The 20,435-nt window shown below is 57.5% G+C and carries 18 protein-coding genes and 1 tRNA gene; 12 read left to right on the forward strand and 7 right to left on the reverse strand.

Annotation, left to right across the window (positions count from 1 at the left end; translation table 11 throughout):
* Positions 1-4 precede the first annotated feature (4 nt).
* The 9 genes from gluQRS to pelA all read left to right on the forward strand — a co-directional run bounded on the left by gluQRS (position 5) and on the right by pelA (position 11,205).
* Positions 5-1,012, forward strand: a complete 1,008-nt coding sequence (gluQRS, locus tag EDC38_RS07640; protein WP_123637991.1) for a tRNA glutamyl-Q(34) synthetase GluQRS — start codon at positions 5-7, stop codon at positions 1,010-1,012.
* Positions 1,005-1,184 (forward strand): hypothetical protein, encoded by a 180-nt coding sequence (locus EDC38_RS07645; protein WP_024460914.1) that lies wholly within the window; start codon positions 1,005-1,007, stop codon positions 1,182-1,184. Before gluQRS ends, EDC38_RS07645 begins: the two co-directional genes overlap by 8 nt.
* Positions 1,174-4,140, forward strand: coding sequence for an ATP-binding protein (locus tag EDC38_RS07650; RefSeq protein WP_123637992.1), 2,967 nt, complete (start codon positions 1,174-1,176; stop codon positions 4,138-4,140). Before EDC38_RS07645 ends, EDC38_RS07650 begins: the two co-directional genes overlap by 11 nt.
* Positions 4,141-4,234: 94 nt before the next feature.
* Positions 4,235-5,638, forward strand: a complete 1,404-nt coding sequence (locus EDC38_RS07655) for a sigma-54-dependent transcriptional regulator (RefSeq protein WP_123637993.1) — start codon at positions 4,235-4,237, stop codon at positions 5,636-5,638.
* An 874-nt stretch (positions 5,639-6,512) separates the two neighbouring features.
* Positions 6,513-7,856 (forward strand): polynucleotide adenylyltransferase PcnB, encoded by a 1,344-nt coding sequence (gene pcnB / locus EDC38_RS07660; protein WP_024460917.1) that lies wholly within the window; start codon positions 6,513-6,515, stop codon positions 7,854-7,856.
* Positions 7,857-7,858: 2 nt separating this feature from the next.
* Positions 7,859-8,359, forward strand: a complete 501-nt coding sequence (folK, locus tag EDC38_RS07665; RefSeq protein WP_123637994.1) for a 2-amino-4-hydroxy-6-hydroxymethyldihydropteridine diphosphokinase — start codon at positions 7,859-7,861, stop codon at positions 8,357-8,359.
* A 12-nt stretch (positions 8,360-8,371) separates the two neighbouring features.
* Entirely contained in the window at positions 8,372-9,046 is a 675-nt protein-coding gene (locus EDC38_RS07670) for a deoxynucleoside kinase (RefSeq protein WP_123638889.1), read from the forward strand.
* A 19-nt stretch (positions 9,047-9,065) separates the two neighbouring features.
* Complete coding sequence (gene panB / locus EDC38_RS07675) at positions 9,066-9,890, forward strand: 3-methyl-2-oxobutanoate hydroxymethyltransferase (protein WP_123637995.1); 825 nt, start codon at positions 9,066-9,068, stop codon at positions 9,888-9,890.
* A 115-nt stretch (positions 9,891-10,005) separates the two neighbouring features.
* Positions 10,006-11,205, forward strand: a complete 1,200-nt coding sequence (pelA, locus tag EDC38_RS07680) for a pectate lyase (protein WP_123637996.1) — start codon at positions 10,006-10,008, stop codon at positions 11,203-11,205.
* Here pelA and EDC38_RS07685 read toward each other — a convergent pair.
* Both EDC38_RS07685 and EDC38_RS07690 read right to left on the reverse strand, forming a co-directional pair.
* Positions 11,202-12,239: a Gfo/Idh/MocA family protein gene (locus tag EDC38_RS07685; protein ID WP_123637997.1), complete on the reverse strand. Its 1,038-nt coding sequence runs from the start codon at positions 12,237-12,239 to the stop codon at positions 11,202-11,204. The genes pelA and EDC38_RS07685 overlap by 4 nt on opposite strands.
* Positions 12,179-12,643: a nuclear transport factor 2 family protein gene (locus tag EDC38_RS07690; RefSeq protein WP_123637998.1), complete on the reverse strand. Its 465-nt coding sequence runs from the start codon at positions 12,641-12,643 to the stop codon at positions 12,179-12,181. Before EDC38_RS07690 ends, EDC38_RS07685 begins: the two co-directional genes overlap by 61 nt.
* A 578-nt stretch (positions 12,644-13,221) precedes the next feature.
* Here EDC38_RS07690 and EDC38_RS07695 point away from each other — a divergent pair.
* Entirely contained in the window at positions 13,222-14,241 is a 1,020-nt protein-coding gene (locus EDC38_RS07695) for a hypothetical protein (RefSeq protein ID WP_123637999.1), read from the forward strand.
* Between the two features lie 30 nt (positions 14,242-14,271).
* Positions 14,272-14,877, forward strand: coding sequence for a hypothetical protein (locus EDC38_RS07700; RefSeq protein WP_123638000.1), 606 nt, complete (start codon positions 14,272-14,274; stop codon positions 14,875-14,877).
* 9 nt (positions 14,878-14,886) lie between these two features.
* Here EDC38_RS07700 and EDC38_RS07705 read toward each other — a convergent pair whose 3' ends face one another.
* The 4 genes from EDC38_RS07705 to EDC38_RS07725 all read right to left on the reverse strand — a co-directional run bounded on the left by EDC38_RS07705 (position 14,887) and on the right by EDC38_RS07725 (position 17,233).
* Complete coding sequence (locus EDC38_RS07705) at positions 14,887-15,528, reverse strand: hypothetical protein (protein ID WP_123638001.1); 642 nt, start codon at positions 15,526-15,528, stop codon at positions 14,887-14,889.
* A 55-nt stretch (positions 15,529-15,583) separates the two neighbouring features.
* Positions 15,584-15,826: a helix-turn-helix domain-containing protein gene (locus EDC38_RS07710; protein WP_123638002.1), complete on the reverse strand. Its 243-nt coding sequence runs from the start codon at positions 15,824-15,826 to the stop codon at positions 15,584-15,586.
* Positions 15,827-16,458: 632 nt separating this feature from the next.
* Positions 16,459-16,908, reverse strand: a complete 450-nt coding sequence (locus tag EDC38_RS07720) for a hypothetical protein (RefSeq protein ID WP_123638003.1) — start codon at positions 16,906-16,908, stop codon at positions 16,459-16,461.
* Between the two features lie 248 nt (positions 16,909-17,156).
* Positions 17,157-17,233, reverse strand: a tRNA-Pro gene (locus EDC38_RS07725).
* Positions 17,234-17,411: 178 nt separating this feature from the next.
* On the opposite strand from EDC38_RS07725, the gene EDC38_RS07730 reads away from it, so the two are divergent.
* Positions 17,412-17,810 (forward strand): tetratricopeptide repeat protein, encoded by a 399-nt coding sequence (locus EDC38_RS07730; RefSeq protein WP_024460925.1) that lies wholly within the window; start codon positions 17,412-17,414, stop codon positions 17,808-17,810.
* A 270-nt stretch (positions 17,811-18,080) separates the two neighbouring features.
* On the opposite strand, the gene mrcB is transcribed toward EDC38_RS07730, so the two are convergent.
* Positions 18,081-20,420 carry a penicillin-binding protein 1B gene (gene mrcB / locus EDC38_RS07735; RefSeq protein WP_024460926.1) on the reverse strand — a complete coding sequence of 780 codons (2,340 nt, stop codon included), beginning with the start codon at positions 20,418-20,420 and terminating at the stop codon, positions 18,081-18,083.
* Positions 20,421-20,435 lie beyond the last annotated feature (15 nt).

The raw sequence follows: 20,435 nt of genomic DNA on the forward strand, positions 1-20,435 counted from the left end.
CCGTATGCCGTACCCAACCTCTGCCAATGCTTCAACGCCCCAGGGCGCTGCCGAACCCTATGTGGGCCGGTTCGCGCCCTCCCCAACCGGCCCTTTGCACTTCGGCTCTCTCGTCAGCGCACTGGCGAGCTATGCTCACGCCCGGAAAGCCGGCGGCCGTTGGCGGGTGCGGATGGAAAATCTGGACCCACCCCGAGAGGAACCCGGCGCCGACGACGAGATTCTGCGTTCACTCGAAGCCCACGGACTGCACTGGGACGGCGAGGTGCTCCACCAGAGCGACCGACTCGACGCCTACGCCCAAACGCTGGATGAGTTGCAGAGGCAGGGCCTAGCCTACCGCTGCCAATGCACCCGCAAGGATATTCATGCGCTGGGCGGTGTCTATGATGGCCGCTGCCGGAACCGGGTTATCAAGCCGACCGAGCCCCACGCCTGGCGGCTGAAACTGTACGACGTACCCGAGGGCTGCCCTGAACCCGCCGATCCCTACACCTGGCACGATCTGTTTCAGGGGCCTCAGACGTTGAGCCTGCGCCGCGATGTGGGCGATCCGATCATCAAGCGCAAGGATGGACTGTTCGCCTATCAGTTGGCAGTGGTGGTGGATGATATTCACCAGGGCATCACCCACATTATTCGCGGCGCCGATCTGCTACCGGTCAGCGCCGGTCAGGTCGCCAGCTTCGCCCTGCTGGGCGGACAGACGCCGGCGTTCGGGCACGTGCCGGTCGCCCTGAATGAACGGGATCAGAAACTGAGCAAGCAGCACCACGCACCGGCGCTCGACCCCGACCGGGCCGGTGCGAACCTGTGGCACGCACTGCACTTTTTAAGGCAGAATCCACCCAGGGAGTTGTTAGATGCCACCCCCGAAGCCCTGCTCGACTGGACCCGCGAACACTGGCGCAACGATCTCGTCCGGGGCATGCAGGCCCGGGCTCCGGAGGCTATTTTGAACCCAGACGACGCACGCAGCTCCGATACCGCTCAGAGGATGCCCCATGAATAATCAGCGCCTGGTGATCCTGCTGCTGCTGATCGCCTACATCTTTTCGCCCACCCTGTTCACCTGGATCATCAATCCCGAGGGTGCCTGGTTCCGTCCTTACATCATCTGGGCGCTGGTCATTGTCATTGCCTACGCCGTTCAAAACCGCAAGAAGAGGCCCCATGATCTTTGAGTTAAGCCATGTGGCGCTGATCGGCGTCAGCTACTTGCTGGTTTTGTTCGGTATCGCCTGGATCACTGAAAAGGGCTGGATTCCCGACGCGGTCACCCAGCACCCTCTGACCTACATTCTGTCCCTGGGCATCTTTGCCAGTGCCTGGGCGTTTTACGGGGTCATCGATCTGGCCTTCCAGTTTGGCTACGGCGCCCTGGCCTATTACCTGGGCACCGGCGCCCTGTTTCTGTTCGCCCCGGTCGCCCTGGCACCGCTGGCGGAGCTGGCCCGGCGCCATCAGGTGCACTCCCTCGCCGACCTGCTGGTATTCCGCTATCACAGCCACGGTGTCGGTGCCCTGACCACCCTGTGCATGCTGCTGGGCATTCTGCCGCTGATGGCGCTGAACATTCAGGCCATTGCCGACACCATGTACATTCTGACGGTGAGCAGTAATCCCAGCCTGCCGGCCATGGGCACCGGCTTTACCTTCAAGGACCTGATGGCCATGGCGTACTGCGCCCTGCTCGCGGTGTTCACCATCCTGTTCGGCTCCAGCCGCGACCAGCACCGCGGCCTGTTCACCGCCATGGCGTTCGAGTCCCTGATCAAGGTCTTCGCCCTGTGTGCCATCGGCCTGCTCGCGGTGTACGGCGTGTTCGACGGCTTCAGTGGCCTGGACCAGTGGCTCTCCCAGAACCCGGAAAACCTCGCCCTGCTCCACGCCCCCATTCAGGACGGCGCCGCCCACACTCTGCTGCTGGTGTTTGTGGCCACCGCCATCACCATGCCGCACATCTTTCATATGGGCGTGACCGAGAACCTGCTCACCCGCAACGTGCACACCATTACCTGGGCGTTCCCGCTGTTCCTGCTGCTGATGGCGCTGCCGATCTTCCCGATTCTGTGGGCGGGCTTCGAGCTGTCTGTTCCGCTACCCGCCCAGTATTTCACCCTCGGGGTACCGATTCTCGCGGAGTCCACGGGTCTGACCGTGCTCGCCTTTATCGGTGGCCTGTCCGCCGCCACCGGGGCCATGGTGGTGATGATGCTCGCCCTGGCCACCATGGTGATGAACCACTGGATTCTGCCGGCGCTGAGTCTGCGCAACCGGGATGACCTCTACCGGCAGCTGCTGTGGTTGCGCCGAGTGCTGATCGCCACCCTGTTTTTCGGGGGCTATTTCTTTTACTGGTTGCTGGACAACCGCCACAGCCTGACCAACCTGGCACTGCTCACCTTTATTGAAACCCTGCAGTTTCTGCCCGGCATGTTTGCCATCGTGTTCTGGCCTCAGGGGAACCGGCGCGGCCTGCTGAGCGGTTTGACGGTGGGCACACTGATCTGGGCGGTAGGCCTGCTGTTGCCGGTACTGACCGGTCTGACCTCGCTTCCCCTGCCGGGAACCGACCTGGTTCTGCCCCTCGGAATGGAGCAGTGGAGTGCCATTGCCCTGTTGTCGGTCGGCGCCAACACCGCCATATTCGTCGGGCTGTCGCTCATCACCCGGCAAACCGAAGAAGAGCAGTACAGTGCCGAGCTGTGCGCCGCCGACGAACTCAGCCAGCCGGTGCGGCAGGCTCTGGATGTGCACAGCGCGGCGGAGTTCAAAACCCGCCTGGCCAAATCCTTGGGCAAGGTCACCGCCAGCCGTGAGGTGGATGTCGCCCTGAGCGAGCTGGGGCTGCGCATCACCGAGCGGCGCCCCTACGCCCTGCGCCGGCTGCGGGACCAGATTGAAGCCAACCTCTCCGGCCTGATGGGCATTCATGTCGCCGGCGAAATCATGGACCGCCACCTGCCCTACACCCTGGCGGAGCGGCGCGACACGTTGGACATCAACCTGATTGAAAACCGCCTGGCCCAGTACCGGGACCACCTGACGGGCATGGCGGCCGAGCTTAACAACCTGCGGCTCTACCACCGGAAAACCCTGGAAGAGCTGCCCATGGCCGTGTGCTCCCTGGGCCGCGACGGTGAAATCCTGATGTGGAACCGGGCCATGGAGCTGCTGACCCAGACCCCGAGCGATGATGTCACCGGCTCGCGCCTGGACGACCTGTCCGAGCCCTGGCGGGCCCTGTTGATCGATTTCAGCGAAAGCACCGAGCCCCACTACTACCGCCAGGAGATCGATCTGAACGGGCGTCCGCACTGGATCAGCCTGCACAAAGCCAATATTGAGGGTAGCATCCACAGCGGCGAGTACGACCAGGTAATCCTGCTCGAAGACGTGACCGAGACCCAATTGCTGGAGCAGGAGCTGATTCACAGTGAGCGTCTGGCCTCGGTGGGCCGACTGGCCGCCGGCGTGGCCCACGAGATCGGTAACCCCATTACCGGCATTTCCAGCCTGGCCCAGAACCTGCGCTACGAGTCCGACGCCCCGGAAGTGTTGGAAACCGCCGAGCACATCCTGAGCCAGACCGACCGGGTGACCCGCATCGTCCAGTCCCTGGTGAGCTTCTCGCACAGCGGGCAGAACAAGAAGAGCGAGTTCGAGGCGGTGGACCTGCGCGCCTGCGCCAACGAGGCCATTCAGCTGCTGTCGCTGCAGAAAGACAAAAATCAGGTGGAGTACGTCAACAATATCGCCCAAAACGCCATTATTGCGGGCGACAGCCAGCACCTGATCCAGGTTTTCATCAACCTGCTCTCCAATGCCCGGGATGCCAGCCCAGCCGGCAGCCGTGTTATGCTGGACAGCAGCGAAGATGAATACAGCATCATTTTCTCCGTGACCGACCAGGGCAGCGGCATCCCGGCGGACAAGATGGACCAGATTCTCGAACCCTTCTTTACCACCAAGGACCCGGGGGATGGCACGGGGCTCGGGTTGGCCATGGTGTACAGTATTGTGGAGGATCACGGCGGCAAGCTCGACATCAAGAGCCCGGTGGATACCGTGCACCAACGTGGCGCACAATTCACCATCAAATTACCGCGCCATATTGATTCCATGCGGCCGGAGTGATATTTTCCGGCATCAAACAGGCCTGCAGGGGCCCGGCGAACGGCAGCGCCCGGCCCCTTTCGCAACCTGCCAGACCATAGGCGATGTGAGCACTATGAGCAAAATCCTGATCGTTGAAGACGAACCCATCATCCGCACCGCGTTGCGCCGCCTGCTGGAGCGCAACAAGTACGAGGTGAGCGAAGCGCCCTCGGTCAAAGAGGCCACCGGCAAGTTCACCCTCGCGGATTTTGACCTGATCATCAGCGACCTCAGACTGCCCGGCGCGCCCGGGACCGACCTGATCAAGCTCGCCGACAGCGTGCCCGTGCTGATCATGACCAGCTATGCCAGCCTGCGCTCGGCCGTCGACTCCATGCGCATGGGCGCGGTTGACTACATCGCCAAGCCGTTCGACCACGAAGAGATGGTCACCGCCGTCAAGCGGGTCATTGGCAAGGCCAACGCTGCCAACCTGCAAAAACACAGCTCCACCACCGCCAGCCATGCCATAGCCGGCATGATCGGCGCCAGTGACGTGATGCACGACCTGTACAACCGGATTCACAAGGTGGCCCCCACCAAGGCCACCGTGCTGGTGCGCGGCGAAACCGGTACCGGCAAGGAGCTGGTGGCCCGGGCCCTCCATGAAGAGAGCCCCCGGCGGGAAAAGACCATGATCTCCGTCAACTGCGCGGCCATCCCGGAAACCCTGATTGAATCCGAGCTGTTCGGCCATGAAAAAGGCGCTTTCACCGGTGCCGCCAGCACTCGCGAGGGCCTGGTAGCGGCGGCCGACGGCAGCACCCTGTTCCTCGATGAGATTGGCGAGCTGCCCCTGGAGGCCCAGGCGCGCCTGCTGCGGGTCCTGCAGGAGGGCGAGGTACGCCCGATCGGCTCGGTGGAGTCCCACAAGGTGGATGTCCGCCTGGTCGCCGCCACCCACCGGGACCTGCGCAAACTGGCTCAGGAGGGCAAGTTCCGGGAAGACCTGTACTTCCGCATCAACGTGGTGCAGCTGGAGCTGCCCCCGCTACGCGACCGAGGTAAAGACATCATCACCCTGGCCGAGGCTCTGCTGGCCCGCTATTGCCAGGAAATGGAAAAACCCAACCTGAAGCTGTCCCCAGAGGCGGTGCAGGCCATTACCACCTACACCTGGCCGGGGAACGTGCGCGAGCTGGAAAACGCCATGCAGCGCGCGGTCATCCTGTGCGAAGACACCCAGGAAATCAGCCACGAGCTGCTGGATATTGATCTGGATCTGGTGCGTTTTGAAGAGGATGACGAGGACGATACCCGCTCCTCACCCGAGCGCATCCAACCGCGCGGCAAGGCGCCCCAGGACCCGAACGAGGATCTCTCTCTGGAAGACTATTTCCAGCGCTTCGTGTTGGAGCATCAGGACACCATGAGCGAAACCGAGCTGGCCCGTAAACTGGGCGTCAGCCGCAAGTGTCTCTGGGAGCGTCGGCAGCGCTTCGGCATTCCCCGCAACAAGGCCGCTGGCGCCAAGTAAGCCCCTTCTCCCCTCCTTTTCTCGATCCTTCGGCGCGCACCCTCAGCGCCGGAGGGCTCTGCCTGTCTAACCGCCGTAACACCCAGAAAGACCTTTAATGTGCCACAAAAACGATTTTGGCGCCATAAGCGTTACGCAGGGTTACCCCCGGCCAAGGCTGTTACCTGCACCAGAGTTGTTACCCCCCACAAACGACGTAACAGTCTGGCTCAGGAACTGTAACCGTTCGAAATGGATCAGGATGACGAGAGATCATACAAATAAACTAACTTATTGATTTTATTGAACTTTACATTTCTGGCACGGGACGTGCTCTATATCCGGGCACATAACAACAACAAACAATAAAAAGCACGCCAACAATAACAACAACAAACAATAAGAAATGAAACGAACATAATTACAACAATAGACAATAAGAAAAGAAGAAGTTCAAAAATAACAACAACAAACAATAAAAAACGAAAGCAACATAATAACGACAAGAAACAATAAAAATAGAAACGTAAATAATAATAACGAAACAACAATAAAAAGAAGCGAAAGCCTTGTGCTTTACGCCCATAAAAAAATGATAATGATAACTACACAAGAAAAGCGGAAAGACTGACTAGACACTGGAGCGGGATTGCAAGCACGCACACTTGATACGAGGGCACGGACGCGCCGATTTGCAGGCCAAGGGAACCTTGGCGAATCGATCCCACGGGAAAGCTTCGGCTTTCCCGTTTTGCTTTCTGACCCCCGTCAACACGGGCCCCTCCCGGCTCCCAACGTTTCCACCATCCCCCGCCCGTGCTAAACTGCCCGGCTTTCAGACTCGAGTCCGGCACGGCTGCCGGCGAAAGCACTCACTGACAGTAACCCAATGCCCATGCTTAGACGGCTTATCGACAAACTGCGCCCCCGTTCACGCCCCACCCCCCAACTCCGGGTTATCCCCCGCGACCAGCACAAGGTCTCCCGCCGGGACATCAGTCAGGCGGCCCTGCGTATCATGAAACGCCTGGACGAAGCGGGTTATCAGGCCTTCCTGGTCGGCGGCGGCGTGCGGGACCTGCTCCTGGGCGGTCACCCCAAGGACTTTGATGTGGCCACTGACGCCACTCCAGAGCAGATCAAGCGGCTGTTCCGCGGAGCGCGCATCATTGGCCGGCGCTTTCAGATTGTGCACGTACGCATGGGACGGGAGATCATTGAGGTCACCACCTTCCGGGGCCACCACGAGCAGTCCCGCAGTGAAGACGGCATGCTCCTGCGGGACAACGTCTACGGCTCCCTGGAAACCGACGCCGTGCGGCGGGATTTCACCGTCAACGCGCTCTACTACACCCTCAATGACTTCGCCATCCACGACTATACCGGTGGTCTGAAGGACCTGGAGAAGCGCACCCTGCGCATTATTGGCGACCCGGAAACCCGCTATAAGGAAGATCCGGTGCGGATGCTGCGCGCGGTGCGCTTTGCCGCCAAACTGGGCTTCAAGATAGAGCCCGGCACCGCCGATCCGATTCTGGAGCTGGGCGAGTTGCTGCGCAACATCCCCCCGGCGCGCCTGTTTGAAGAAGTGTTGAAGCTGTTTATGGCCGGCTCGGCGACCGCCACCTTTACGCTGATGCGCGATTACCACCTGCTCGAGCACCTGTTCCCGGGCACCGAGGCAGCGCTGCAGGCCGGCGACGAGCAAGGCCTGGCCCTGATCGAAGAGACCATGGCCAACACCGACAAGCGGGTGCGGGCCGACAAACCGGTGACGCCGGCCTTCATTTACGCCGCGCTGCTCTGGCCGCCAATGCGCGCCCGGGCCGACGAGCTGGTCAAGAACATGCCACCGCAAGCGGCCTATCAGCAGGCCGCCACCGAAGTCATCGGCCAACAGCTGGGACACACCGCCCTGCCCAAGCGCTTCCTGATACCCATGCGGGAAATGTGGGACATGCAGCACCGCCTGGTACAGCGCCGCCACCCCCAGAAGCTGCTGGAGCAGTCCCGGTTCCGCGCTGCTTACGACTTCCTGATTCTGCGCGAAGCCTCCGGCGAGCGCCTGGATGGCGCGGGCAGCTGGTGGACCCGATTCCAGGAAGTGGATGAACCGGAGCAGCAGAAAATGATTGCCGAGGCCCGCCGTCAGGGGCCGGGCGGCAAGAGCGGCCGGCGACGCAACCGGAAACGGCGTGCGCCCCGCCAGGAAAGTCCGACCCCCAGTTCCCAGGACTGAGCGTGACCCCTTGCTATATCGGCCTCGGCAGCAACCTGGACGATCCGTTCGGGCAACTGAGCCGCGCCTTCGAGGCGTTGGCCGGGCTGCCGGAGAGCACCCTGGTGGCGCGCTCGCCACTGTATTCCAGCAAACCGGTGGGCCCGCCCCAACCGGATTACCTCAACGCCGTCGCCCGCCTCGATACCCGCCTGGAACCACTGGCACTGCTGGATGCCCTACAGGGCATCGAACAGGCCCACCAGCGGGTGCGCAGCCAACACTGGGGGCCGAGAACCCTGGACCTGGACCTGTTGCTCTACGGCGACGAGACCCTGAGCACACCGCGCCTGACCGTTCCCCACCCGGAAATGACCCGGCGCGCCTTTGTTCTCTACCCTTTAGCGGATATCGCCCCGCACCTGACCCTTCCCACGGGCACCTCACTTGCGTCATTATTGAAGGCCTGCCCTTACGAGGGGCTGGAGCGGTTCAACCCTGACAGTCAACACCGGGAGTCGTAACGCGTGGCAGCGATGTTTGACGATCAACAACTGGATTTTTCCCAGGCCGACCTTCCCCGCTACATTGCCGTGGAAGGGCCAATTGGTGTCGGGAAAACCACCCTGGCCAAAAACCTGGCCCAACTGTTCAATTACGACGTGTTGCTTGAGCAGCCGGAAGAGAACCCGTTTCTGGAGCGTTTCTACCGCTCCCCGAAAACCGCCGCCCTGCAGACTCAACTGTTCTTTCTGTTCCAGCGTGCCAACCAGCTTGAGCAACTGCGCCAGAACGACATGTTCGAGCCGGTACGGGTCGCCGATTTTCTGATCGAGAAAGATCAGTTGTTCGCCCAGGTCACCCTGGACGATGACGAATTGGCCATTTACCAACAGGTGTACGATCGGCTCACACTGGACGCCCCTCGACCCGATCTGGTGATTTATCTTCAGGCCCCCTCGCGCGTTCTGAACGAGCGCATCCGCGAGCGCGGTATCGCCAGCGAACAGCGCATAAGCCCGGAGTACATTGAGGCCCTGAACGAGGCCTACACCCAGTTTTTTCACTATTACGACAGCTCACCCCTGCTGATCGTCAACGCCCAGGATCTGGATCTCGCCCGAAACCGGGAACACTTCCAGCAACTGATCGAAACCCTGTTAACCATCAAGAGCGGGCGCCACTACTACAACCCGACGCCCGCCCTCTAAGCCCGTTACGGAGAACCCTATGCCTTACGGAGCCAACGCCGATACCGCCCTGAACAAGCCGGTGACCGTCAAAACCCTGCAGAAGCTCAAGGGCTCCGATGAGAAGTTTGTGGTGGTGGCCCTGTACGATGCCCCCATGGCCGCCATGGCCCAGAAATGCGGGGTCGAAGCCGTACTGGTGGGGGACTCCCTGGGCATGACGGTACTGGGCTACCAGAGCACTATTCCGGTCACCATGGAGCAGATGATCTACCACGTGGAGGCGGTGGCGCGCGGCAACCAGAAATCCCTGATCATCGCCGACCTGCCGTTCATGACCTACGCCACCCTGGACGATGCCCTGAAAAACGCCACCCGCCTGATGCAGGCCGGCGCCCAGATGATCAAAATCGAGGGTGGCCGCTGGCTGACCGAGACCGTGCGCCGCCTGTCCGAGTGCGGTATTCCGGTATGCGCCCACCTGGGCCTCACGCCGCAATCGGTCAACAAGTTCGGCGGTTTTCGGGTGCAGGGGCGGGATGCCGCCCAGGCCGATGAAATCGCCGAGGATGCCGCACTGCTGGCCGAGGCGGGCGCCGATCTGGTGGTGCTCGAGTGTGTGCCCTCGGCACTCGCCGCCAGAATCACCCAAAACACCCCCATTCCGACCATCGGCATCGGTGCTGGCCGGGATACCGACGCACAAGTGCTGGTGATCAATGACATTCTGGGCCTGACTGAGCAGCCGCCGAAGTTTTCCAAAAACTTCCTGACCGAAGCCGGCGACATTCCCGGTGCCATGAAAAAGTACGTGGCCGACGTCAAGTCCGGCGTATTCCCTGGCGACGACCATATATTTCTGTAAACTGTAATCGCGATACTGAAAACACCGGCACCCACCCCAAACCACAACATCAACCCGGGTGCCGGGGCTCCCCGGAGCCACCCATAAAAAATAGACCGTGAGAGTGAGAGACACTATGAACATACGCATCCCCGCCTGGTGGGCGGTACTGGGCTGCGCCAGCCTATTGTTGGCTTGCCAGAATCAACCGGCCGAGCCGGAACCTGCCGACACCATCGCCACCTCCGACGCCGCCTGGGAGGATTACCGGGCCCGCTCCGATCATTGGCGCTCAGTCGATCGGGACTTCATTCGCGGGGAAGTGGCCGCCGAAGGCCTCGACAATCCCAGGCGACCCGCCCGTACCCACCGCTTCGGGTTCGACCCCAATCAACCCACCGAGTGGTACAGCACCGACGAAGGGCGCCGAATCGCCGACATCGTGCTGTCTTTTCAGACGCCTTCCGGCGGCTGGTCCAAACGCACCGACATGAGCAAGCGACCACGCCAGCCCGGCGAGCACTTCGGGTATGAATTCAGCTACATTCCCACCTTCGACAACAGTGCCACCACCACCCAGATCGAGCTGCTGGCCAAAGCACACACCGCCACCGGTGATACTCGTTACTTGGAAGCCTACGTGCGTGGCGTCGAGCTGATTCTGGAAGCCCAGTACCCCAACGGCGGCTGGCCCCAGAACTTCCCCCTGCGCGGCGGATACCATGACTACATCACCTACAACGATCAGGTCATGGAAAACAATATGACCGCGCTGCACCGTGTCAGCCTGGGCAAAGCGCCGTTCGCGCAGGCCCCGAACGACCTGCGGGCCGAATCCGCCGCCGCCCTCGACCGGGCCCTGGACGCCGCACTGGCCACGCAGGTGGTGGTGAACGGCAAGCCCACCCTGTGGGGTGGACAGCATGCCCCCAGAACCCTGGAGCCCATGAAAGCCCGCGCCTATGAAATGGTCGCCCTGGCCACCGCCGAGAGCGTCTCATTGCTGGATTTCATGATGGATCTGGACGATCCCTCCGCCGAGATACAGCACGCCATTCACTCCGCCATGGCGTGGTATGAAAACAACGTGATCACCGGCTACCGATGGGACAGTGACACCCGGGAAATCGTACCCGAGGCGGACGCGCCACCCATCTGGTCCCGCTTTGCCGAAATCGGCACCAACCGCCCCCTGTTTGGCGACCGGGACCACTCAGTGCATTACGACATCAAAGACATTTCCATGGAACGCCGCGAAGGCTACGGCTGGTACACCACCGCCCCGAGCGAGGTCCTGGAAAAATACGAAGACTGGAAGCGTCGCTTTCCGCGTTAAACCGCGTTCTGATAAATCGACAGAATCAGCTCCGTGGTCAGTCGGGCCGAGGTCGCTCCGGCCAGAGGTTCACGGCCATCACGAACGGCCGCTTCAAAATCCTCGATGATTGCCTGATGCGCGGTAGTGTCCGTCACCGCCGCGCTGGTCGCGCCATCGTGCTGATAGTGATCCCCGGGTGCACTCGGGTTGTCCACCCCATCCACCACCCACTGGGTTACCACATCGTCGGTCAGGGTAAAACTGCCGCGCTCGGCATGCACTTCCATCCGCGCCGCAAAACCGGGCCGGGCCGCAGTTGAAGCCACCACCGTACCGATCATCCCATCCTCGTGACGCATCAGCGCCGCACCGTGATCCTCCGCCTCAATATCGTGGGCAAAGGTCCCCAACATACTGACCACCTGCCCGGGTAAACCGAACAGCCAGGTATAAATATCCAGGTTATGACAGGCCTGCTGCATGAAGGGACCGCCACCATCCAGTGCCAGGCCACCGCGATAATCGCCGCTGTCATAGTAGGCCTGATCCCGATAAAACTTGGCTGCCAGATCCACCGCGTAAATTCGTCCGAAGGCACTCTGCGCCATCAAGGCCTTGATGGCCTGATTATCCGGTCGGGTGCGCCGCTGGTAACAGACCGCCAGCACCACACCCGCCCTGTTACAGGCGTCGGTCATCCGATCCATCGCCTCGATACTGATATCCAGCGGTTTCTCGGTCAGCACATGCTTGCCCCGCGCCGCCGCATCGATCGCGCCCTGGTGATGCAACCCATTGGGCGTGGCCAGAATCACCGCATCGAAATCGGCATCCACCGCGTCAATCGAAGGCCAGACCGGCAGTTCCGGCGCCGCTGACAGCGGCCGTCCGGAACGGGACACCGCCCCCACCAGCTCACTGCCCGGCCGCTCGGTCAGCGCATTGATATAAGTATTGCTGATATTCCCGGTACCTACGACCACATAGCGCATCAGTTCACCTCCTCTTCCGAGCTCCAGACCTTCATGGTCTGATTGGAGAGCAGGTGACATTCACCCTCCACCGCAACGTAGGTGCGCATAAAGTGATACTTGTTGCCCCGCACCTCACCCCCTTCTTCACGAGGCGCCTTCTCTACCGTGGTAAAGCCACTGAGCACCGCCGTGTTATCCAGACGCCGATACGCCACCTGCTCCGAACGACGGGCCAAGGGCACTTCATGCCCTTCACCCAATCGACCGACCAGCGTCGCTTTATCCTCCGCCGCCACGGCATGGTTGTGCACCCAGACAAAGTCATCGGCCAGAAGAACGCGCATAAACTCAGGATTGCCCACCCGCAGCGCGTCTTCGTACTGGCCATCCAGACGTTTGAGGGCATCCGCCTCCAGGCAATCAGCAGAAAACGCTGGGGTGGAACACAGGACAAGCGCCGCAGCGCCAAGGAAGGCTTTCATAGGGGTAACTCCGGTGGTTGATTTGTTATGCCACCGAGTTTAGCAAACTCATGCAGGGGTACGCGGGTGTTTCAGTTGTTTGAAAAGCGACCTGGCAGGACGACTCAGGAGCGGAAAAATTACAGCAACAGGGAGGGTAAAAACTAAAATCCCCCTATGATTCACTAGTAAAATTAGTAACTTACGGGATTCTGTAGTGGTCGGAGCGTGAGGGTTCGAATACGTCTTTTCCCTACTTCATAGCACACCATGAACCATAATACCTTTAAAATCAGTCATTTAGCGAAATAAGGCGACCACAGTAGAACACTGTGCATCACAGCGTTTTCGACGCTAGTGGTTACAAACGCCAATTCAACGTGTAAGCTTTCTACTCATAAACAATAGAGAGAAGGATGATAGCTGTCACGCTTCGCTGCTTTCGCATACTCCGGCGCTTGCTCCGAACTTTTCGCATTGTGAAGCACACCCTCGCTTGTCACTCGTCCTACCTATCTCTTCCTTTTTCAATTAGGTTGGTATTTATCCATTCCACAAGTGCTTAATAAAACCATACGCAGCGTGTTACAGGAGGTTTCGTGCCAGATATAAGGTACCCATCAAATTGCAGCGCTAGAGCGATCTTTAACTTTTGTGATGAAATTGAACAATATTCCGGTTCAGATCGAGTATTAATAGATTTTTCGGGTATGTATCGGATTGAACCCTTCACGATGGTATATGTAGCAAAATACATTAGGGAGTTTAATCGCAGAAATAAAAAAACTAAAGTCTCCTGCATTGGCCACAAGAATAAGGATTACGCCGCCAACATGGGTTTTTTCAGAGCGTTTGGCCTAAAACATGGAAGAGAGCCCAATTGCGTCGACGGCAACGACAGATTCGTTCCCTACACAATCCTTCGAACACAAACTATTATCGATGAAGCTACTAAGGACTGGGAGCCCGAACAAGATGTTATTGAGCGTCGTGCTGCCCATTTGTCCGAGATTCTTGCACAACAATCAACCGGTAATTTAGTAGACGCTCTCACCTACTCTATTCGGGAGATAATGCGCAATGTTTATGAACACAGTCAATCCAAAAGTTTAGATTATTGTGCCCAGTACTGGCCTTACTATAACCGAGTTGAAATAGCTATTGTTGACCACGGAATAGGCCTAAGATCATCGCTACAGAAAAACCCTTTCGTCCAGGTCGATTCTGATAGCGACGCCATTCAGCAAGCATTGATGCCAGCAATCTCAAGCATAAACTACAGGGGCGCGGTCATCGACACTAACGATCCTTGGCATAACTCTGGGTTTGGACTGTACATGAGCAACAGAATTTGCAGGCTTGGTGGAAGCTTCTTAATTTGTTCTGGCGATCATGGCATTAAACTTGATGAAAATGGGAAAGAGCACATAGAACTCCCACATAAATGCAGAGGCACTGCTGTCAGAATGGTTCTCAACACCAAAAGATTAACCGAACTTGCAGATATGCTAGCTACGTTCAGAGAAGATGGATACCGCATCGCTAGACAAATTAAAGGTGTCGGCGCTTACGAGGCTTCCGCCGCATCCCAAATGCTTTCAAGAGATTTTACCAAGTAAATTGACACATAAATGAACACGGGGTCGACTATGCCTTTAAAAATCGAGAACGACGATCAGTTAAGGGGTGTTCAGTATCAAGTTAGCGAAGGGGTACAAGCCATACAGGACTACTTAGTTCACAGAAATTGCGAAGACGGAAGAATAAAGTTTCCGTGGGGTTACATCAGGAGAGCCAATATCCACTTGGAGCGATACTTCTTTATTAGTGATCAAATTCTTAGACGCAATTTTGCATACGCACTTATAGGCTCCGACGTTTTTCGCTGGATACTCAATAGAACTACCATCAAGGGCGTTGCTAGAGACATGATAATAAAAGAGAATATATGCCTTATGGCTCAATTAATAGAGAGCCTTACATACGACATTCTTAGGCCGCACTACTCAAAAAAACAAATAAACAACTATAAAAAAAGAACCAATCTTTTACATGAAGCAGGAATCATAACCGAAAAATTGCGCACCGAACTGAACTGGGTTTGGGATGCAAGACAAAGCCAACACCTTTTTCTAATGGAAATACGTGAACATGATCACTATGACATAAAACAATCAAACAGAGCTGTTCGCGCAGCAAGTAAACTAAGGGACTTGGTAGAGGCTCGCTTTAACGAAAGAGGTTCGTTAATGTAACCACAAAAATTAGTACAACAAACTAATAACAATCGCAAATATTGCAAAAATATAAGGAGCAAATATTTCTATGCTATACCTCATTTGAAAAACAACCGATAACTGACACCTAAACTCCACCCACAATATTTTGAGAAAATCAAAAGCTGACCATTTTTCATTAAATTTATTTAGGCTAATATATACTCTTTCGCTCGGAGCCTCTGGATCTACTGATCTCCAATAAACAACTCCTCTTCTGAAACACCCTCCAACCACGTATTCTGCACTTAGGATAGATGGATCTGGGATATCGCCAGTAACCTTAGTTAAGTGGCCAAAAATTAAATCATGCTCACTGCTTAGTTCAAAAACTTCCGGATCACTCATTAGCTTCTTTGCCCATAGCGATGAAAGCTCCTTTCTTATTTCTTCAGAGAACCCGTAATATCTTATAACCAAAAAAATCAGAAGAATATACAAAAGGTTCTTTACGTTATTAAAACTTCCCACTGAAAACTCTATAAAAAAAGTGTTCACTTTATGAACTTCTATCTCTCCCATAGCAATTACAGCAATCACTATAGATAAGGATAGAACCTGCCTTTTTATGCTTTTAAGCCCTCTATCTCCCTCAATTTTTTCTCCAATCCTGTTTATCGTATTGTGCACCTAGCTTTTCCCTCTCTATCTATCTGCAAACATCAGCTTTATGACCTCAATTCTTTCAGTCTTTACTTTCCGGGCTTATCTGTCCTGCTTCTGGAAGCTCTTCTCCAAATACTATCCAATGTTTATCTTCCGGAAATGCTTTTCCTGTTAATACGATCTCTTCGGGCCGCATCACTCCTCTGTTATTCATCAAATTATGCCACCGGGCATAGTTCATCCCCGTTTTTGATACCAGCTCTTCCCGCGTCAATCCCTCCGATTTACATATAACTTTAATTCGCTCTATGACGTCGCCCATATCCGCAACTCATATAAAAATAAGCATGCAATTAAAAACTATGCTTAAATTGATATGTAATTTAATACATATCAAGATTAACACGCCCAATGTGAAACATAGTGAGACAAAGTGCATTGACTTTCAAGATGTAGATTCAAACACCCTTCTAGGCGCCCCACCGGTCTTCCCCTGGACCCTCTTCGCCGACTGGATCGGCCTAGGCGATGAGCCCCAAGTAGTCCAGGGCTGGCTGGATCGCGGCCACCCCCTCCATCCGCATTGGCAAACGCCTAATGGTCAACGTCGAACTGTCTCGCAAAGTAACATAGGATGAATGACAAGGGCGATCATTTATCAATGACCGGTTTACACACCCCTTCGATAACCTTTGAAAGCCACCAGTTCAGAAGCGTGTGTGTTTGTGAAACACCCGATCTGGACAAAATAGACTGATGTTGGCAACAGAGAACAACTTACACGGCCTTAGTTTCCGAAAAATTCCCGCTGACCAATCCGTATTCTTTCCAGTCTATAAAATCTGTTCGTCAGCTAATCTGGGAACGTGAGCTACACTTTTCTGTTTTCGAAACGGTTGGCGTGTCGCGTCTTGGATTAATACGATCTCTCAGTCTCTGATAGCACATAAAGCACTAGTAGCAGTGTCTTAATGCAGCTTTTCCATAACAGCTCTTCCCTGTACCGTAATTTATGTAGTAACCACTGGACTCTGTATATGTCCAATAGTTTTTGTTTGAATCATAACCTTTCATATCACCATTTTCGGAAAAGTAAGTCACCCAGCTGGTTCCATTAGAATAGTTGTAACCATTAAGCTTTAGAGTGCCGTCCGCCATCCAGTTACAATGATATGAGTTACCTGACTGGTAGTCATAAGAAGAACCTGTAGAAGCACATTGGCCAATTCCAGAATCATCGGTTGTGCCCTGATAGTACGCCCGCGCCCCTGTTTGTTGCCGACTTGCGCCAGCTAGCATGCCAGCTACCAACGCGTCCAGTTGAGCCTGAGTTAACGATTCGCAGCCCAATAAACACAAAATAGCCACGGAGACCGCAGCTGCTCGACCAGATATGAGAACCATCAGCCTCTCCGTGTATATTGCATTCAATAGTTGCTCACTTCAGGGCATCCAGCATCTACCCAGCTCCACTCGACAGATGTGGATGCTACAAAATATAGAGGACGTACCTCATTTAACCGATTATGGCTCAAAGGACTGGGGTTCGCTGAATTTCCAAGGCGGAATTAGTAGCTACGGTACAGAAAGGGTTTAAAACGAAAAGGCCCCCGAATTTCTCTAGGAAAATCAGGGGCTTAGACTGGAATTAGTGGTCGGAGCGAGAGGATTCGAACCTCCGACCCCCTCGTCCCGAACGAGGTGCGCTACCAGACTGCGCTACGCTCCGACTGGGTTGGCCTGTGCCAACGAGGGCGGAATTATAACAGCTGTTTTTCTGCTGTAAATGGGGAATTGGCATTTCTTGCGTCACAGTTTGATGGATTGGCGGGAGGATGGAGCCCCATGGCGGGCCGCAACTGGTATCATGCGCCCATTATTGTCTGACCCGAATGAGGAATTGACGCGTGAACGCCGCTTTTCGACTTGCTGCTGTAACCACTCTGGCTCTGGTAATGACCGCCTGCGTGGGCCCGCTGGACCGACCCGATGAGCCGGAAGGCCCCCAGGTGGACCCCCAGGCGGCCGCTGTGGTCAGCCTGATCGATCAGGCTCGCCTGGCCTATGAGCAGGGCGACTATATGGGTGCCATCGCTGCCGCTGAGCGCGGCCTGCGGATCGATCGGCGCGAGCCCGAGCTGTATCTGGTGTTGGCCCAGAGCTACTTTGACCTGGCGCAGATGGAGCAGGCCCGTCAGTTTGCGGAACAGGGGCTGCGCCATAGCCCGCCGGACTCCCGCCTGTATCAGGCCCTGGAAGCGGTGCGCGGCCGCGCAGCCCAGAGCACCGGCACCCTGCGCTTTTAGCCTTCCCCCTGGGCGTCACTGCATGAGATTCGGCTAATATATAGCCAAATCTCATGTACAAGCCCAAAGCTATTTCCAATTGGTTTAATTAAGCGGCCGGAAAAACTGGCGATTTTCTGATCAGCGCCGATACTGTAAGTAACTGGTGTTGGCAATCCTCTGGTTTTATCAACCACCAGTTGGGTCCGGTGGACCTTGTCAGGAAACTTTCCTTATTGTGTACTCCTATCTTGCCGGTGCTTGAAGCACCGGCTTTTTTTGGTGCGGCGCTCATTGCCAGAGGCGCTGCCACCAGCTGGGGCGGGACGAGCGGTCGATGCGACACCCAGCGGATTCCTCCAGAACCTGACCTTCCCGCAGCGGCAACCAGACGGCGCCCTCGCAGCGCTCGGCGCTGAGCTTTCCGGTGGCGCTGTCGATCCAGTCAAAACTCACATCGCCCGGCGGCGTGAGGGGCAGCCCCTGAGTGGGCAGGTCCGCCATCATGTCCGCCCAGGCATGCAGGGCGCCCGAGGAGCCGGTGAGCGGGGTTTCCTCGTTGTTGTCCCGCCCGAGCCAGACCACCGCCAGGTGCTGACCGCTGAAGCCGGCAAACCAGCTGTCCCGGTAGTCGTTACTGGTGCCGGTTTTACCGGCCATGGCCAGTCCTTCCGGTAACCGCTGGTAGACCGACCGACCGGTGCCTTCGCGCAGAGCAAGCTGCAGCAGGTACTGCATCTGGAAGCTGGCCTCGGGGCTGAACCGCTGCTCCATCTTCAACGGATAGCGGCGTAGCGGGTCGCCCTCGGCGGTCAGCACTTCGCGAATCGCCCGCAGCGGGGTATAGACGCCTTCGGCGGCGAGGGTGTGGTAAATACCGGAGACCTCGTAGGGTGTCATTTCCACCGCGCCAAGAAGGATGGCCGGTACCCCGGGGATAGTCCCCTCAAAGCCGGCGGCACGCAGTGTGTCGTACACCGAGCCGAGCCCCAGGTTCATACCCAGCCGGGCGGTGGCCTGGTTGTAGGAGTGCACCAGCCCCTGATAGAGAGGCACTTCCCCGTGATCTTCCAGGCTGGCGTTGCGGGGTTCCCACAGGGTGCCATCGCCCGCTTCCACGGTGACCGGGTCATCGCTGATCAGGGTGCCGGGGTGATACTCATCCGGACGCTCCAGAGCCGTGAGATACACGAAGGGTTTGACCAGCGAGCCGATCGGACGGCGGGCATCCAGGGCGCGATTGAAGCCATTGAACCGCCCGTTGCGATCGCCCACCAGGGCCAGCACCTCACCGGCGCCCACCGAGGTGACCATGGCGGCGCCCTGCAGGCCTTCGGTGCCGTGTGCCTGCTCCAGGCGGTGTAACCGCTCACTGATCACCCGCTCCAGGCGCCGTTGAATCATCGGCGAGAGGCTGGTGAAGATGCGGAGCCCTTCGCTGCGCAGGTCTTCCTCCCGGTAATCCCGACGCAGTTGCCGATTCACCAGTTCGATAAAAGCCGGGTAACTCTGCAGGCTGTAATCAACGTCCGGCACGATGCCCAGAGGGGCTTCGGTGGCCGCGTCCAGTTCAGCCTGGTCAATCAGCCCTTCCCGGTGCATGACCCGCAAAACCAGATCCCGGCGCTCCTTGGCCCGCTCCGGGTGACGCCAGGGATTGTAGTAGGACGCCCCTTTGACAATGGCAATCAGCAGCGCGATCTGCTCAGTTTTCAGTTCGTTCAGGGGCTGGCGAAAGTAATGCTGCGCGCCCAGGGCAAAGCCGTGTACCCCCCGGGAGCCACTCTGGCCCAGGTAGACTTCGTTGATGTAGGTTTCAAGAATTTCCGACTTGCTGTAATGCACTTCCAGCAGCACGGACATGATGGCTTCCTGGAATTTGCGTTGCAGGCTGCGCTCATGGGTGAGATAAAAGTTTTTCACCAGTTGCTGGGTCAGCGTACTGCCGCCCTGCACCACCCGCCCCGCCTGCAGGTTGGCCCAGGCCGCGCGCAGAATGGCTGTGGGCGATACCCCGAAGTGGTCCAGGAAGTCGCGGTCCTCCACCGCGAGCAGGGTTTCGCCGAGCAACGGCGGCAGGTCTTCCAGGCGCACCAGTAACCGGTCCTCGCCGTGGGCAGGGAATATGCCACCGATCTCTTCGGGCTCCAGCCGCATCAGTGGCAGCGGCTCCCCCTGCCCGCCCTGCAGACGGGTGACCCGACCGGCGTCCAGCGTCATCCTAAAACGCCGGGCCGGCTCGTCGCCGTCCCAGAACTCAAAGCCGCGGCTGTAAACGTCATAGTGCCGGGTGTTGCCCTCAAACCGGCGCGCGTACTGCCCGGGGCCACTGACGCGCTCCACCGGCCGGTAACCCAGTGCCAGCATTTCCTGCTCAAACAGGTCGGGGGGCAGCGACACCCCTTCGTACAACTCCAGCGGACGGGCGTAGACCCGCGCGGGCACCGACCACTTTTTGCCCTCAAATTTCTCGCGCACCACGCCGTTCAGATAGATCACCCAGAGCACAAACAGCAGGGCAATCACGCCCGCCGCATACAGCAGCCATAGGCGCAACAGCGCCCAGCCGTGGCGCCCCTGAGTGGGTCGTCCTTTGCGGCGGGTTCGGGTTTTGTGGCGACGTCGGGTCATAATCGGAGGTCAACT

This window comes from Marinimicrobium koreense, from assembly GCF_003762925.1.
GTDB lineage: Bacteria > Pseudomonadota > Gammaproteobacteria > Pseudomonadales > Cellvibrionaceae > Marinimicrobium > Marinimicrobium koreense.

Excerpts from the sequence above, each read along its gene's own strand:
- gluQRS (WP_123637991.1), top strand. The coding sequence starts at position 5 with ATGCCGTACCCAACCTCTGCCAATGCTTCAACGCCCCAGGGCGCTGCC.
- EDC38_RS07645 (WP_024460914.1), top strand. The coding sequence starts at position 1,005 with ATGAATAATCAGCGCCTGGTGATCCTGCTGCTGCTGATCGCCTACATC.
- EDC38_RS07650 (WP_123637992.1), top strand. The coding sequence starts at position 1,174 with ATGATCTTTGAGTTAAGCCATGTGGCGCTGATCGGCGTCAGCTACTTG.
- EDC38_RS07655 (WP_123637993.1), top strand. The coding sequence starts at position 4,235 with ATGAGCAAAATCCTGATCGTTGAAGACGAACCCATCATCCGCACCGCG.
- pcnB (WP_024460917.1), top strand. The coding sequence starts at position 6,513 with ATGCTTAGACGGCTTATCGACAAACTGCGCCCCCGTTCACGCCCCACC.
- EDC38_RS07670 (WP_123638889.1), top strand. The coding sequence starts at position 8,372 with ATGTTTGACGATCAACAACTGGATTTTTCCCAGGCCGACCTTCCCCGC.
- panB (WP_123637995.1), top strand. The coding sequence starts at position 9,066 with ATGCCTTACGGAGCCAACGCCGATACCGCCCTGAACAAGCCGGTGACC.
- pelA (WP_123637996.1), top strand. The coding sequence starts at position 10,006 with ATGAACATACGCATCCCCGCCTGGTGGGCGGTACTGGGCTGCGCCAGC.
- EDC38_RS07685 (WP_123637997.1), bottom strand. The coding sequence starts at position 12,239 with ATGTCACCTGCTCTCCAATCAGACCATGAAGGTCTGGAGCTCGGAAGA.
- EDC38_RS07690 (WP_123637998.1), bottom strand. The coding sequence starts at position 12,643 with ATGAAAGCCTTCCTTGGCGCTGCGGCGCTTGTCCTGTGTTCCACCCCA.
- EDC38_RS07700 (WP_123638000.1), top strand. The coding sequence starts at position 14,272 with ATGCCTTTAAAAATCGAGAACGACGATCAGTTAAGGGGTGTTCAGTAT.
- EDC38_RS07710 (WP_123638002.1), bottom strand. The coding sequence starts at position 15,826 with ATGGGCGACGTCATAGAGCGAATTAAAGTTATATGTAAATCGGAGGGA.
- EDC38_RS07720 (WP_123638003.1), bottom strand. The coding sequence starts at position 16,908 with ATGGTTCTCATATCTGGTCGAGCAGCTGCGGTCTCCGTGGCTATTTTG.
- mrcB (WP_024460926.1), bottom strand. The coding sequence starts at position 20,420 with ATGACCCGACGTCGCCACAAAACCCGAACCCGCCGCAAAGGACGACCC.